The sequence below is a fragment of the Rhodococcus sp. NPDC003318 genome, assembly GCF_042879035.1.
In the GTDB taxonomy this organism is placed as follows: domain Bacteria; phylum Actinomycetota; class Actinomycetes; order Mycobacteriales; family Mycobacteriaceae; genus Rhodococcus_G.
In genome coordinates, this window is record NZ_JBIAOU010000004.1 from 65,820 (window position 1) to 80,040 (window position 14,221).

14 protein-coding genes are annotated in these 14,221 nt (G+C 71.0%); 9 read left to right on the forward strand and 5 right to left on the reverse strand.

What is annotated here, in order from left to right:
- Positions 1-32: 32 nt before the first annotated feature.
- The 5 genes from ACFYVR_RS09735 to ACFYVR_RS09755 form a co-directional block, all read right to left on the reverse strand.
- Entirely contained in the window at positions 33-1,016 is a 984-nt protein-coding gene (locus tag ACFYVR_RS09735) for a rod shape-determining protein (protein ID WP_387472174.1), read from the reverse strand.
- A 93-nt stretch (positions 1,017-1,109) separates the two neighbouring features.
- Positions 1,110-2,768 carry an ABC transporter permease gene (locus ACFYVR_RS09740; RefSeq protein WP_387472176.1) on the reverse strand — a complete coding sequence of 553 codons (1,659 nt, stop codon included), beginning with the start codon at positions 2,766-2,768 and terminating at the stop codon, positions 1,110-1,112.
- Positions 2,765-3,682: an ATP-binding cassette domain-containing protein gene (locus ACFYVR_RS09745; protein ID WP_387472178.1), complete on the reverse strand. Its 918-nt coding sequence runs from the start codon at positions 3,680-3,682 to the stop codon at positions 2,765-2,767. The genes ACFYVR_RS09740 and ACFYVR_RS09745 overlap by 4 nt, the downstream gene beginning before the upstream one ends.
- Positions 3,679-4,371 (reverse strand): TetR family transcriptional regulator, encoded by a 693-nt coding sequence (locus ACFYVR_RS09750; protein ID WP_387472181.1) that lies wholly within the window; start codon positions 4,369-4,371, stop codon positions 3,679-3,681. Before ACFYVR_RS09750 ends, ACFYVR_RS09745 begins: the two co-directional genes overlap by 4 nt.
- Before the next feature lie 95 nt (positions 4,372-4,466).
- Positions 4,467-5,078, reverse strand: coding sequence for an O-methyltransferase (locus ACFYVR_RS09755; RefSeq protein ID WP_387472683.1), 612 nt, complete (start codon positions 5,076-5,078; stop codon positions 4,467-4,469).
- 300 nt (positions 5,079-5,378) lie between these two features.
- On the opposite strand from ACFYVR_RS09755, the gene sigE reads away from it, so the two are divergent.
- From sigE to ACFYVR_RS09800, 9 genes are all read left to right on the forward strand, one after another.
- The gene (gene sigE, locus ACFYVR_RS09760; RefSeq protein ID WP_387472184.1) at positions 5,379-6,050 is read left to right on the forward strand and encodes an RNA polymerase sigma factor SigE; all 672 of its coding nucleotides are present in this window, start codon (positions 5,379-5,381) and stop codon (positions 6,048-6,050) included.
- Between the two features lie 17 nt (positions 6,051-6,067).
- A complete protein-coding gene (locus ACFYVR_RS09765; RefSeq protein WP_387472685.1) occupies positions 6,068-6,424 on the forward strand; it encodes an RNA polymerase subunit sigma-70 in 357 nt (118 codons plus the stop codon).
- A 27-nt stretch (positions 6,425-6,451) separates the two neighbouring features.
- Positions 6,452-7,921, forward strand: a complete 1,470-nt coding sequence (locus tag ACFYVR_RS09770) for a trypsin-like peptidase domain-containing protein (protein ID WP_387472687.1) — start codon at positions 6,452-6,454, stop codon at positions 7,919-7,921.
- Between the two features lie 90 nt (positions 7,922-8,011).
- The gene (tatB, locus tag ACFYVR_RS09775) at positions 8,012-8,407 is read left to right on the forward strand and encodes a Sec-independent protein translocase protein TatB (protein ID WP_387472186.1); all 396 of its coding nucleotides are present in this window, start codon (positions 8,012-8,014) and stop codon (positions 8,405-8,407) included.
- A 35-nt stretch (positions 8,408-8,442) separates the two neighbouring features.
- On the forward strand, positions 8,443-9,138 hold the full coding sequence (locus ACFYVR_RS09780; protein ID WP_387472188.1) for a DsbA family protein: 696 nt from the start codon (positions 8,443-8,445) through the stop codon (positions 9,136-9,138).
- Between the two features lie 7 nt (positions 9,139-9,145).
- Positions 9,146-10,264 carry an XdhC family protein gene (locus ACFYVR_RS09785; protein ID WP_387472190.1) on the forward strand — a complete coding sequence of 373 codons (1,119 nt, stop codon included), beginning with the start codon at positions 9,146-9,148 and terminating at the stop codon, positions 10,262-10,264.
- A gap of 74 nt (positions 10,265-10,338) precedes the next feature.
- Positions 10,339-11,205 (forward strand): FAD binding domain-containing protein, encoded by an 867-nt coding sequence (locus ACFYVR_RS09790; protein WP_387472192.1) that lies wholly within the window; start codon positions 10,339-10,341, stop codon positions 11,203-11,205.
- Positions 11,206-11,244: 39 nt separating this feature from the next.
- Positions 11,245-11,823 carry a (2Fe-2S)-binding protein gene (locus ACFYVR_RS09795; RefSeq protein ID WP_387472194.1) on the forward strand — a complete coding sequence of 193 codons (579 nt, stop codon included), beginning with the start codon at positions 11,245-11,247 and terminating at the stop codon, positions 11,821-11,823.
- On the forward strand, positions 11,820-14,213 hold the full coding sequence (locus ACFYVR_RS09800; protein ID WP_387472196.1) for an aerobic carbon-monoxide dehydrogenase large subunit: 2,394 nt from the start codon (positions 11,820-11,822) through the stop codon (positions 14,211-14,213). The genes ACFYVR_RS09795 and ACFYVR_RS09800 overlap by 4 nt, the downstream gene beginning before the upstream one ends.
- Positions 14,214-14,221: the final 8 nt, after the last annotated feature.

The following is a 14,221-nucleotide window of genomic DNA, read 5'->3' on the forward strand; positions in this document are numbered from 1 at the left end:
GAGGTGCCGGTGGTTCAGGTGCTGTCGGCGGTTCAGGCGCTGTAGGCGGCGACGACCTCGGGATGATCGAGGCAGGCGGTCGCACCCTCGGCGACACAGGTGAGCGGGTTCTCGGCCACCTTCACCGCGACACCGAAGTGGTCTTCGAGCAGCTGGGGGAGTCCACGCAGCATCGACCCGCCGCCGATCGCCAGGAGCCCCTCCGACATCACGTCCCCGATCGCCTGGGCCGGGAGGTCGTCGAGGCAGGTGGCCAGGGTCTGCACGATCTCGGTGATCGCCGGCCGCAGCGCGTCCGCGATCTCCTCGCTGTCGAGGGTCACCAGACGCGCGCGCCCGGTGACCGGGTCGATGCCCTCGACGACGATCGACTGGCCCGCGTCGGGGACGCCGATCTTGGTGTGTTCGGCGGTCAGGTCACCGACGATGATCTTGTGTTCGGTCCGCAGGTACTGCTGCAGCACGTCGGTCAGGTGATCGCCCGCGAGGCGGCAGCTGCGATTCGCCAGGATGCCCCCGAAGCAGAACGCGGTGACCTCCGAAGTACCGCCGCCGATGTCGACGACGAGATGGGCGCGCGGTTCCATCGGGTTGATGCCGCAGCCGAGCGCTCCCGCCACCGGTTCCGGGATCAGGCCGACCTTGCGCAGACCGGCCTCGTGCCCGACCTCGAGAAGTGCGCGGCGTTCGAGCGGTGTGGCCCCGGCGGGCACGGCCATCACGCCCTTCGACCGCGGGCTGTACCGGCGGTGCGGGGCAGCGTGGTCGAGGACGGCGGAGACGAACGTCCGCGCCGATTCCAGGTCGACGACCACCCCGTCGCGTACCGGGCGAAGCGACGAGACCCCGACGGGCGTGCGGCCCAGCAGGTTCCGTGCGTCCGCACCGATCGCGAGGGCGTGATCGACATCCTTCGCCTTCACCAACATGTACGACGGTTCGTTCAGGACGACGCCCTCGTCGGGCGTGCCGACGACGGTGTTCGCGGTTCCGAGATCGATCCCTAGTCCACGCACGGCAGCCTCCGGAAGGAGTGGATCCAGACCCGTCACATCGTACGTAGTCCCCCCGGCGTTCGGACGACTTTGCGCTGAGCGGTCGCCGCTCGCTCAGCGCAGGTCTCGACGGCGGAATCCGGCGAGCCCCACCACGATCAGCGCGGCGTCGACCAGCAGCATCCATCCGACCGAGGCGAACGGGAACTCGGTGCCGGGGACCCGCTGGGCGTGCGTGAACGGCTGGAGGTTCAGGACCCACTGCGGGAAACCGGAGATCGAGCCGAGCAGGTACAGCGCCACGAACGCCACGAGCACGCCCCAGGCGACCGGGGTGAACCGCGGCACCAGCCCGAACAGCGCGACGGTCACCGCGGCGAGCATCCAGATCGCCGGCAGCTGCGTCACCGCCGCGGCCATCACGTCGGGCAGCTTCCCGGAGACGTCGCCGGCGGCAGCGCCGTAGGTCAGGCCGGCCACCAGGCCCGCCGCCAGCATGGTGACCGCCGGTCCGGCCACCGCGAGGGTGAGATGACTTGCCGCCCACCGGGTCCGGCCGACGGCGCCGGCGAGGACCGTCTCGGTGTGCTGGGCGTTCTCCTCGCTGTGCAGGCGCAATGCGGACGACACGGCCAGCGCGGCGGCGCCGACCGCGAGCATGGTGAAGGCGATGGCGACGAAGGAGTCCTCCAGCGCCTGGGTGCCGCCCATCCGGCTGACGATCTCGCGGACCGTCGCGTTGTCGCCGATCTCGTCGCCGATGCCGTGGACGACACTGCCGATCAGCAACGCGTACAGGCAGATTCCGATCGCCCAGGCGACGAGGGTGGCACGCTGCAGCCGCCACGACAGACCGAACGGTCCGCCGAGCGCGGGTGCCGCGGACGGCGGCCCGAGTCGCTCGGCGATCAGCCCGGCGCCGACGTCGCGCCGCCGCAGCAGCGCGTAGGCCGCAGCGGTGAGCACGGTCGCGGCGGTCAGGTGCAGCAGCAGCACCCACCACCGGTCGCCCGCGTACGGGCGCACCTGCAGCGACCAGCCCAACGGGGAGAGCCACGACAGTGCACCCGGGCCGGACCCGCCGGCGGAGCCCGAGCCCGCGTCGCCGACGGCACGCAGAGCGAACGCGGCGCCCAGTGCGCCGAAGGCGATGCCCCGCGCGGTGCGGGCGCCGGCACTGAGCTGGGCGGCCACCGCGGCCACCGCCGCGAACACGACGCCAGACGCGGTGAGCGCGAGACCGAACGCGAGCGAGCCGGATCGGGGGACGTCGGTGCCGAACAGCCCAGCGGTCCCGATCAGCCCGGTCGCGATCGAGGCGCCGAACGCGACGATCAGCGCGGCCGTCAGGCCCGCGTACCGGCCGACCACGGTGGAGTCGAGCAGTTCGGCGCGGCCCGACTCCTCCTCGACCCGGGTGTGCCGGATGACGGTGAGGATCACCGCGACCGCGATCAGTGCGTGGAAGACGCCGGCCTTCCAGATGCCGACCGCTCCGAGGCTGTCGTTGTAGATCTCGCCGTACATCGCGCGCTGCGCGGGACTGCCCGTGATCGTGGCCACGAACGCGGCGCGCTGCGCCTGGTCGGGGTAGATGCTCGCGATCGAGCCCACGTACACCGTGGACAGCGGCAGCGAGAGCAGCAGCACCCACAGCGGCAGCACGATCCGGTCGCGCCGCAGGGACAACCGCAGCAGGCCGACCGTGCCCGTGAAGTTCGACGCCGCCGCGCGGGGAGCGCGGGCGGGGCGGGTGAGGGTCGCCGTGCTCATGCCGTCACCTCCGCCCCGGTGGGTCCGGGTTCGTCGATCCGGTAGTGGCGCAGGAACAGCTCCTCGAGGGTCGGCGGTGTGCTGACCAGACTGCGGACGCCGACGGTGCCGAGGACCCGGATCAGCTCGGCGAGGTGTTCGCTGTCCACCTGGCAGTGCAGGGTGTGGTCCACGACGGAGACGTCCGCGAGGCCCGCGATGTGGCTCAGGTCCCCCGGGTCGCCGAGCAGTTCCGCGCTGATCGAGGTGCGGCGCAGGTGCCGCATGTCGGCCAGCGCGCCGCTCTCGACCGCCGCTCCGGCCCGGATGATGGTCACCCTCGGGCAGAGCGCCTCGACCTCGGACAGGATGTGGCTGGACAGGAGCACGGTGACGCCGCGGGCGGACGCCTCCCTCACGCACTCGCGGAAGACCTGTTCCATCAGCGGATCCAGGCCCGAGGTCGGCTCGTCGAGCAGCAGCAGCCGCGCATTCGACGACAGCGCCGAGACCAGCGACACCTTCTGCCGATTGCCCTTCGAGTAGGTGCGGGCCTTCTTGCGCGGGTCGAGGTCGAAGCGCTCGATCAGTTCGGCGCGGCGCCGGGAGTCGAGGCCGCCGCGCATGCGGGCGAGCAGGTCGATGGTCTCACCACCCGACAGGGACGGCCACAGCGTCACGTCGCCCGGGACGTAGGCGATGTCGCGGTGCAGGTCGACCGCATCCCTCCACGGGTCACGCCCGAAGATCGTCGCGGTGCCGGACGTGGCGCGCAGGCTGCCCAGCAGGACCCGGATGGTGGTGGACTTGCCGGCACCGTTGGGGCCGAGGAATCCGTGGACCTCGCCCTCGCCGACCGTGAGGTCGAGGCCGTCGAGCGCGCGGGTGCGCCCGAAGTGCTTGTGCAGGTCGCGGACTTCGATGATCGCGCTCATCGATTCTCCTGGAGGGTTGGGCGGGGATCGCCCCCGCCGCGCTGGTCGACCACCGCGTCGAGGAAGGTGGAGGCGGTGAACAGGCCCTCGGTGTAGAGCTCGAGGGCGGGGAGCATGATCTCGTCGGTGAGGTCGCGGATGGCGCGACCCCAGTCGACCGGACCGTCCTGCTCGCCCCGAATCTGCAGGAAGAGCAGCGTGCTGCCCAGCGACTGCATCGCCAGGTAGCGGGCGCGGGCAGCCGGGTCCCGGCTCGGGCGCAGGGTTCCGGCGGCCACGCCGTCGGCGAGGTACTGCTCGGTGGTGGCGACGATGTGGTCGAACAGTTGCCGCGCCAGCTCGCCGCCGGACTGGTAGCTGCGCACGAGGTAGGCGACCAGCGGCGCGTACTCCTCGACGTCGGCGAGCTGCTGCAGCAGCCCGGCGGCGCTCGGCCGGGTCAGCGACTCGGTCTTGGCTGCCCGGATGGCCTCCAGGACGTATGCGTCGCACGACTCGCGAAGGCCGTCCTTGGATCCGAAGTGGTGGATGACCAGACCGGGGGAGACACCGGCGGCCGCGGCGACCGCGCGCACCCCGGTGCGGAAGCCCTGCTCGCCGAAGACGGCGATCGCCGCGTCCCGGATCCGGGCCCGAGTGGTCAGGTCCCGCTGGGGGGACCGGGTCGACCCGTCCACGATTGAACGCATGTACAGAACGCTAAACACGCGTTCAATCGACGGCAACGGGGCGGGGCGTCAAGAACGCGTCAAAATGTGGCCGACTGTCCGGACGCGGGTGGGGATCAACCCCGGGAGGCGCAGAGCAGGCCGTCCCCGATCGGAAGCAGCACCTTCGTGAGCCGGTCGTCCTCGGCGATCGCGCGCGCCGCCGCCCGCACCGCGAGCGTCGTCGCGTCCCGCGCCGCCGGATCGGCGACCCGGCCACCGAGGAGCGCGTTGTGCAGGACGATCACGCCGCCGGGGCGCAGCAGGCGCACCCCCTGCTCGACGTAGTGCGGATGGTCGTCCGGTGAGGTGTCGACGAACACCAGGTCGTAGGCGCTGTCCGCGAGCCGGGGCAGGACGTCGAGACCCCAGCCGTTGATCAGCCGCGTCCGGCCGGGCGCGATCGCCGCGGACCGGAACGCCTCCTTCGCCGCCCGCTGGTGTTCGGGTTCGGGGTCGATGGTGGTCAGCACGCCGTCGGGCCGCATGCCGTCGAGCAGCCACAGGCCGCTGACGCCGGCACCGGTACCGATCTCGACGACGGTCCGGGCGCCGAGCATCTGGGTGAACAGGCTCAGCAGCGCTCCGACGGACGGCGGTATGGGGTCGGCACCGAGGTCCTCGGCCCGCTCACGTGCGGAAACGAGCACGTCGTCCTCCAGGACGGAGTCCTCGGTGTGGGCCAGCATCTGGTCGCCGTTGGTGTGCACGACCACGAGGTTATCGCTGTCGCGTCCCGGGCGTGCCCGGGAGCGCACCCCAACGCCGGCGGATCGGACCGCCGGACCGACATTCTCAGGTGTCGCTCAGGTTGCTCACACGTCGCCCACACGCGGATCGGCGAGGGTGGACCCGTCACGAGATCAGCAGACCGCCTCGGAAACGGCGTGCGGGAACAAACCGGACACACCGGGAGTTGACCTGTTACGCAGCGCGACGCCCGCGCACCCGCTTCCAGCTGTCCCGAGCAGGAGGTTCATCCCATCTCGATGGTCAACGCCCCGTCCGATATCGACCCCGAGGTCGCCGAGGTGGCCACGACCGGCACCGCGGCGATCGACGCCGTCACCGGCACGGCTGCTTTCGACGCCAGCGGAGACCAGTCCACCATGCCGTCCTGGGACGAACTCGTCCGCGAGCACGGCGACCGCGTCTACCGGCTGGCCTACCGCCTGGCCGGTAATGCGCAGGACGCGGAGGATCTCACCCAGGACACCTTCATCCGGGTGTTCCGGTCGCTGTCCAACTACCAGGCGGGCACCTTCGAGGGGTGGCTGCACCGCATCACGACCAACCTCTTCCTCGACATGGTGCGGCGCCGTAACCGGATCAGGATGGAGGCGTTGCCCGAGGACTACGAGCGGGTGCCCTCACCGACCCCGAACCCGGAGCAGGTGTTCCACGACGCCCGCCTGGACCCCGACCTGCAGGCCGCTCTCGACTCCCTCGCGCCCGAGTTCCGCGCCGCAGTCGTACTGTGTGACGTCGAAGGTCTGTCCTACGAGGAGATCGGTGCCACACTGGGCGTCAAGCTCGGAACCGTGCGCAGCCGGATCCACCGCGGTCGTCAGGCACTGCGCGATCACCTGACCGCCACCCAGGCGGCCAGGGAACTCGGCGCAGGCCGCGTGGTGCAGGCAGGGAAGAAGGCAGTCTCGTGAGTGTGCAGGAGGAGCGGATGACGCAGGTCCCGAGGCCTCGCCAGTTCGGTTCGACCGAACATCTGGCCAGCGAGGCGGTGGCCGCCTACGTCGACGGCGAACTGCAGATGAACGCCTACCTGCGGGCCGCGCAGCACCTGTCCGTGTGCGCCGAGTGCGCCGCCGCCGTCGACGCCCAGCAGCACGCGCGCGGCGCCCTGCGGCAGTCCGGCGAGATCAGCATGCCCAGCTCGCTGCTCGGTGTCCTGCGCCAGATCCCCACCTGCCAGCCCGCATCCGACGGCACCGCCGACGGCAACGGCACCGGCCTCCGGTCCATGTTCTCGGCCCGCGCCGCCTCCTACTCCCTGACGACCTGGCGCCGGCGTCGGTGACACCGACACCGTCGGTCGTCGGCGATACTGGGCTCCGTGACTGACGCCAACGAGGGGGACGCGTCCCCACCGCGACTGGAGCCGCGGCCCCTGTACCGACCGACCGTCGACCCCGTGTCGGCGGCGGCGTTCTCCCGCCCCGACGGCGTCACCGATTCCTTCGCTCCCACGCGCGCCGACACCGCACCCGCCCTGACGGTGCGGCCACCCGACCCGGTGCTGGCCGAGGCGTTCGGCCGGCCGGAGGGCGAGACGCAGATCATTCAGCGCGGACCCGAGCAGCTCGACACCGGTGAGCCCGAGCCGGCCGCACCCGCCGACCCGTGGCGGGACCCGGGCGCCGCGGTGCACCTCGGCGCCGCCGCGGTGGACACACCGCCGGAACCGTCCCTGCCGCCCGCGGAGAAGCTCGGTGTCCGCGACGTCCTGCTCGGTGACCGTGTCGCTCCGCGCGCGTTGGCCGCCCTCGGTGCGGTCGCCCTCGTGATCGGACTGGCCGGCGGCATGGTGGGCCGGTTGACCGCCGAGAGCGTCGGGGCCCTGACCAGTCAGAAGGTCGAACTCACCCAGTCCGACGGCGGCGACCGCGAAGCCGGGCAGGTCGCGAAGGTCGCCGAGGCGGTGCTGCCGTCGGTGGTGTCGATCCAGGTCGCACTCGGCGACCAGTCCGGCACCGGATCGGGTGTCGTCATCGACGGCGCGGGCTACATCGTGACCAACAACCACGTGATCTCGATGGCAGCCGCCGACCCGGAGCGGGCCACCCTGCAGGTGGTGTTCTCCGACGGCACACGTGCGTCCGCCCGCATCGTCGGACGCGACACCAAGACCGACCTCGCCGTGCTGAAGGTCGACGACATCGGCAACCTGACGGTCGCGGAGCTGGGCAGGTCCGCGGACCTGCAGGTCGGCGAGGACGTGGTGGCGGTCGGCTCGCCGCTCGGGCTGAGCAAGACCGTGACCAGCGGAATCATCAGCGCACTGCACCGTCCGGTGCGGCTCACCGGTGAGGGCACCGACACCGACGCCGTCATCGACGCGGTCCAGACGGACGCCGCGATCAACCCCGGCAACTCCGGCGGACCGCTGGTCGACGACGAGGGGCGCGTCGTGGGGATCAACTCCGCGATCCGCAGCGAGTCCGGCGGATCGGTGGGTCTCGGGTTCGCCATCGGCGTCGACGACGTGACCCGGGTCGCTCGGGAACTGATCCGCACCGGCGAGATGCACCACTCGGAGATCGGCGTGAACGCGCGGTCCGTGACCAACGAACAGACCAGCGGGGCGCAGGTCGCCAACGTCACTGTGGGTGGTCCGGCCGAGCAGGCGGGCATCGTCGAGGGCGACGTCATCGTCAAGGTCGGCGACCGCGACGTCGGCGGGGCGGACGAACTCGTGGTGGCCGTGCACCAGACCGAGGTCGGGAAGCCGGTGCCCGTGAAGCTCGTCCGCGCGGGACGCGAGGTCGAGGTGCAGGTCACCCCGGTGTCGGACTGACCCGGTGACGGTGCGGGTCGATCCTGTGGAATTTCGGTGAATTCGCCACCGGTGGCGGCGCGGATCGGCGCGGGCACGTAGGCTGATGCGGTGTTTGGCAACATCGGCTGGGGCGAGTTCATGGTCCTGCTCGTCGCGGCGCTCGTGATCCTCGGTCCCGAGCGTCTTCCCGGCGCCGTCGCGTGGGTCTCGAAGTCCCTGCGTCAGGTCCGCGACTACGCGAGTGGCGCCTCCCAGCAACTCAAGGACGAGCTCGGTCCCGAGTTCGAGGACCTGCGCAAGCCGCTGTCCGACCTGAGCCAGCTGCGCGGGATGACACCGCGCGCCGCGATCACCAAGCATCTGCTCGACGGTGACGACTCGATCTTCACCGGCAACTTCGACGACAAGAAGCCGAGCACCGGTGCGAACGGTCCGTCCGCGCGTCCCGCGTCGACCCCGCTCGCCGACGGCGAGAAGCCGCCGATCGACCTCGACGCCACCTGACACCGGAGCCGCCGGAGCGGCGTAGCGTGCGAGGGGTGAGCACCGTTGACTTCCACTTCGACCCGATGTGCCCCTTCGCCTACCGGACGTCGCTGTGGATCCGGGAGGTTCGCGACCGCACCGACCTGACGGTGAACTGGCGATTCTTCAGCCTCGAGGAGATCAACCGAGCCGACGGCAAGAAGCACCCGTGGGAGCGGGAGTGGTCGTACGGATGGTCGCTGATGCGGATCGGCGCCGCGCTCCGTCGCATCGACATGGCGTTGCTCGACGCCTGGTACGAGCGGATCGGCCGAGGACTGCACGCGGACGGTGAGAAGCCGCACCAGCCGGAGACCGCCCGACGGATGCTGGCGGAGATCGGCGTCGACCCCCGGGTGCTCGACGAGGCGATCGCCGACCCCACCACCCACGACGACGTTCGGGCCGATCACCGCCGGGTCGTCGACGCGGGCGGCTTCGGGGTGCCGACACTGTTCTTCCCGGGCGACCGGCCGCTGTTCGGTCCGGTTCTGGTCGACCCACCCGAGGGCGCATTCGCGGTCCGGCTGTGGGAACTGGTCACCGGTCTGCTCGAGTTTCCCACCGTGTACGAGATCCAGCGCCCGAAGGGTGCGGCCGACTCGCAGCTGATCCGCGACAGCTTCCGCCCGTACCTGGCGGCTCGCGACTGGGTGAGTGTCGACCGCGGCAAGGTCGTCGACGTGCCGATTCCCGGTTCTGCCGATTGAGCCGACGATGCGGGACGTGCTCGCCGAACTTCTCGCCATCTGGCGGACCGGTGCCACCGCTGGGGTCGGCACCGTCGTGCGCACGTTCCGCTCGGCCCCCCGGCAGCCGGGCGCGGCGATGGTCGTCGCGCCGGACGGCTCGGTTGCGGGGTCGGTGTCCGGAGGCTGCGTCGAGGGCGCCGTCTACGACCTGGCCCGCGACGTGGTCGCCACCGGGACGCCGGTTCTCGAACGCTACGGGGTCACCGACGACGACGCGTTCGCGGTCGGGCTGACCTGCGGCGGGATCATCGACATCTGGATCGAGCCGGTGTCGGAGGCGACCTTCCCCGAACTGGCCGGCGTCGCCGCCGACATCGACGCCCGGCGCCGGGTTGCCGTCGCCACGGTGATCGAGCACCCGGACGCCACCCTCCTCGGCCGGCGCCTGATCGTGCGCCCGGATCGCATCGCGGGCAGCGTGGGGTCGGCGCGGGCCGACGGCGCCGTCGCCGACGACGCGCGCGGACTGCTGGCGGCCGGGCGGACCGCGGTGCTCGGGTACGGGCCGGACGGGCAGCGCCGCGGCGAGGGGATGGGGGTGTTCGTCGCCTCGTTCGCGCCGCGCCCGCGGATGCTCGTCTTCGGGGCGATCGACTTCGCCGCGGCGCTCGCGCGTCAGGGTTCCTTCCTCGGCTACCGGGTGACGGTGTGCGATGCGCGTCCGGTGTTCGCCACGGCCACCCGGTTCCCGACCGCGGACGAGGTGGTGGTCGACTGGCCGCACCGCTACCTCCGCGCGGAGGCCGACGCCGGGGCCCTCGACCGCGACACCGTCATCTGCGTGCTCACCCACGACCCGAAGTTCGACGTACCGCTGCTGGAGGTGGCGCTGCGGCTGCCGGAGGTCGGATACGTCGGCGCGATGGGATCTCGGCGCACGCACCTGGACCGGCTCGCCCGGCTGCGGGAGGTCGGGCTGACCGAGGTCGAGCTCGCCCGGCTGTCGAGTCCGGTGGGTCTGGACATCGGCGCCCGGACACCGGAGGAGACGGCAGTGGCGATCGCGGCGGAGATCATCGAGTTGCGGTGGGGTGGGCAGGGTCGGCGGCTGAGCGACATCGGCGGACGCATCCATCACGACTGACCCCGCCGGCCGGGTGTTGACACCGCCGCCGGACCGGCAGACGCTGAATGGGGCGGTCGAGCGAGGTGGATCCGATGCAGGTGCCAGGGCCTTTCGAATACCAGAGAGCGGCCAGCGTCGACGACGCGATCGGGTTGCTGGACCGGTACGGCGACCGGGCCAGGGTGGTGGCCGGCGGACACAGCCTGCTGCCGATGATGAAACTGCGGCTGGCCGCGCCCGAGTGGTTGATCGACATCAACCCGCTGCACCGGGAGCTCGGGCGGATCACCGTGGACCCGGCCGGGGCGAGGATCGGCGCGATGGTCCGCCACCGGCAACTGCTCGAATCCGCCGAGCTGGCGGCGCTGTGGCCGATCTTCCGGGACGCCGAGCGGGTGATCGCCGACCCGGCCGTGCGCAACCGCGGCACGATCGGAGGGTCGCTGTGCCAGGCCGACCCGGCCGAGGACCTGACCACCGTGTGTCAGGTCCTGGACGCGACGTGCGTGCTGCGCGGGCCCTCCGGGGAGCGCACCGTCCCGATCGCGGACTTCCACGTCGGGCCGTACGAGACCGCCGCCGCGCCGAACGAGATACTCACCGAGATCCGGATCCCCTTCCGCGACCACGGCTCCAATGCGTACGCGAAAGTCGAACGGCGGACCGGGGACTGGGCCATCGCCGGTGCCGGGGCCGCCCTGTGGCTGGACGGGCCGGTGGTGGTGCGGGCGCGGATCGGACTCACCGCGGTCGACGCGGACCCGGCCGGGTTCGACGAGGTGTACCAGTTCCTCGTCGGCAAGCCCTGTACCGAGGAGGTCGCGACGTATGCCGGTGACCTCGCGTCACGCCACTGCGAGCCGCTCACCGACCAGCGGGGCAGCGCCGACTACAAGCGGCACCTCGCCAAGGAACTGACTCGCCGCACCCTGCTCACCGCGGCGGGCCGCGTGCACTGACCGGCGGGCGCGGGAACCGGACACGGAAGGACGGACGACATGCAGGTCACGATGACCGTCAACGGAGACGAGGTTTCGGCGGATGTCGAGCCGCGGTTGCTGCTCGTGCACTTCCTGCGAGACGTGTTGCGGCTGACCGGGACCCACTGGGGTTGCGACACCAGCAACTGCGGCACCTGTGTGGTGCTGATGGACGACGAACCGGTCAAGTCGTGCACCGTGCTCGCCGTGATGGCCGACGGCCACCGGATCCGCACGGTCGAGGGGCTCGAACGGGACGGCACGCTCGACCCGGTCCAGCAGGGGTTCATGGAATGCCACGGGCTGCAGTGCGGATTCTGCACGCCCGGGATGATGATGACGGCGCGGGCACTGCTCGACCGCACCCCGCACCCCGACGAACGCGCCGTGCGGGAGGCGATCTCGGGGCAGATCTGCCGATGCACCGGCTACACCACCATCGTCCGGTCGGTGTTGTGGGCGGCCGAGCACGAGGAGGGTTCCGAGCGGGCACCGGAACCCGAGCAGCACACCGGACCGGCTGCGGCACAGCCGGAATCGACGCCCTCGCCCTCCGAGGCGTCACGTACCAGCGAACACATCGGAAGTGGATCATGACCACGGTCGACCGGCCACCCGACGCGGACCACATCGACAACGACACCAAACCGATCGGGTACGGCCGGATGCTCCGGAAGGAGGATCCGCGATTCATCCGGGGGCGGGGCCACTTCGTCGACGACATCGTGCTGCCGGGGATGCTGCACCTGGCGATCCTGCGCTCGCCCGTCGCGCACGCGCGGATCGTCGGCATCGACACCGCTGCGGCGCAGGCGCATCCGAAGGTCAAGGCCGTCATCACCGGCGCCGACCTGGCCGCGCAGGGACTGGCATGGATGCCGACCCTGTCGAACGACGTCCAGGCGGTCCTGGCCACCGACAAGGTGCGGTTCCAGGGCCAGGAGGTGGCCTGCGTGGTCGCCGAGGACCGGTATTCGGCGCGGGATGCGCTGGCGCTGATCGACGTCGAGTACGACATCCTCGACCCGGTCGTCGACGCGCGTCACGCGCTGGACCCGGACGCGCCGGTCATCCGCACCGATCTCGAGGGCAAGGCCGACAACCACGTCTTCGACTGGGAGGCCGGTGACGCGGACGCCACCGACGCGGTGTTCGCGAAGGCGGACGTGATCGCGCGGCAGGAGATCGTCTATCCCCGAGTGCATCCCGCTCCGATGGAGACCTGTGGCGCCGTCGCGGACTACGACGCCGTCGACGGCAGACTCACGCTGTGGTCGACCTCCCAGGCGCCGCATGCCCACCGCACCCTCTACGCGCTCGTCGCGGGGCTGCCCGAGCACAAGATCCGCGTCGTGTCCCCGGACATCGGCGGCGGATTCGGGAACAAGGTGCCCATCTACCCGGGCTACGTGTGCGCGATCGTCGCATCCCTGGTCACCGGCCACCCGGTCAAGTGGATGGAGGACCGCAGCGAGAACCTGATCAGCACGGGGTTCGCGCGGGACTACATCATGGACGGCGAGATCGCCGCGACCCGCGACGGCAGGATCCTCGCCGTCCGCACCCGCGTCCTGGCCGACCACGGTGCGTTCAACGGCACCGCCGCCCCGGTGAAGTACCCCGCCGGGTTCTTCGGGGTGTTCACCGGAAGCTACGACCTCGAGGCCGCGTACTGCTCGATGACCGCCGTCTACACCAACAAGGCCCCGGGCGGCGTCGCCTACGCGTGCTCGTTCCGGATCACCGAGGCGGTGTACCTGATCGAGCGGCTGGTCGACTGCCTCGCCTTCGACCTGAAGATGGATCCCGCCGAACTCCGGCTGCGAAACCTGTTGCGTCCGGATCAGTTCCCGTACACGTCGAAGACCGGATGGGTGTACGACTCCGGGGACTACGAGACCACCATGCGCAAGGCCATGGAGACCATCGGCTACGCCGAGCTGCGTCGTGAGCAGGCCGAGCGGCGCGAACGCGGTGAGCTGATGGGCATCGGGATGGCCTTCTTCACCGAAGCCGTCGGCGCCGGGCCACGCAAGGACATGGACATCCTCGGGCTCGGCATGGCGGACGGCTGCGAACTCCGGGTGCACCCGACGGGCAAGGCCGTGCTGCGGTTGTCCGTGCAGAGCCAGGGGCAGGGCCACGAGACGACGTTCGCGCAGATCGTCGCCGAGGAACTCGGCATCGCACCCGACGACATCGACGTGGTGCACGGCGACACCGACAACACCCCGTTCGGGCTCGGGACCTACGGCAGCCGGTCGACGCCGGTGTCCGGTGCGGCGGCGGCGCTGGTCGCGCGCAAGGTCCGGGACAAGGCGCGGATCATCGCGTCCGGCATGCTCGAGGTGTCCGTCGCCGACCTGGAGTGGACGAAGGGCAGCTTCCATGTCGCCGGCGATCCGACCGCGTCCGTCACCATCGCCGACATCGCGATGCGCGCGCACGGGGCGGGCGACCTGCCGGAGGGGATCGAGGGCGGTCTCGAGGACCGGATCTGTTACAACCCGGAGAACCTCACCTATCCGTACGGAGCCTACTTCTGTGTCGTCGACGTCGATCCCGGGACGGCGGAGGTGACGGTGCGCCGGTTCCTCGCCGTCGACGACTGCGGCACCCGGATCAACCCGATGATCATCGAGGGGCAGGTGCACGGCGGTCTGGCCGACGGGATCGGCATGGCGCTGATGGAGATCGTCGCGTTCGACGAGGACGGCAACTGCCTCGGCGGGTCGTTCATGGACTACCTGATCCCGACTGCGCTGGAGGTGCCGCACTTCGAGACCGGGTTCACGGTGACGCCCTCGCCGCACCATCCGATCGGCGCCAAGGGGATCGGCGAGTCGGCGACGGTGGGGTCGCCGCCCGCGGTCGTCAACGCTGTCGTGGACGCGTTGGCGCCGTACGGCGTCCGGCACGCGGACATGCCGCTGACACCCTCGCGGGTGTGGGAGGCGATGCAGGGCAGGGCGACACCACCCATCTAGGAGAGCGC

Coding starts and splice junctions, on each gene's coding strand:
- sigE (WP_387472184.1), top strand. CDS start 5,379: ATGGTCAACGCCCCGTCCGATATCGACCCCGAGGTCGCCGAGGTGGCC.
- ACFYVR_RS09795 (WP_387472194.1), top strand. CDS start 11,245: ATGCAGGTCACGATGACCGTCAACGGAGACGAGGTTTCGGCGGATGTC.
- ACFYVR_RS09745 (WP_387472178.1), bottom strand. CDS start 3,682: ATGAGCGCGATCATCGAAGTCCGCGACCTGCACAAGCACTTCGGGCGC.
- ACFYVR_RS09740 (WP_387472176.1), bottom strand. CDS start 2,768: ATGAGCACGGCGACCCTCACCCGCCCCGCCCGCGCTCCCCGCGCGGCG.
- ACFYVR_RS09800 (WP_387472196.1), top strand. CDS start 11,820: ATGACCACGGTCGACCGGCCACCCGACGCGGACCACATCGACAACGAC.
- ACFYVR_RS09790 (WP_387472192.1), top strand. CDS start 10,339: ATGCAGGTGCCAGGGCCTTTCGAATACCAGAGAGCGGCCAGCGTCGAC.
- ACFYVR_RS09785 (WP_387472190.1), top strand. CDS start 9,146: ATGCGGGACGTGCTCGCCGAACTTCTCGCCATCTGGCGGACCGGTGCC.
- ACFYVR_RS09755 (WP_387472683.1), bottom strand. CDS start 5,078: ATGCTGGCCCACACCGAGGACTCCGTCCTGGAGGACGACGTGCTCGTT.
- ACFYVR_RS09765 (WP_387472685.1), top strand. CDS start 6,068: ATGACGCAGGTCCCGAGGCCTCGCCAGTTCGGTTCGACCGAACATCTG.
- ACFYVR_RS09750 (WP_387472181.1), bottom strand. CDS start 4,371: ATGCGTTCAATCGTGGACGGGTCGACCCGGTCCCCCCAGCGGGACCTG.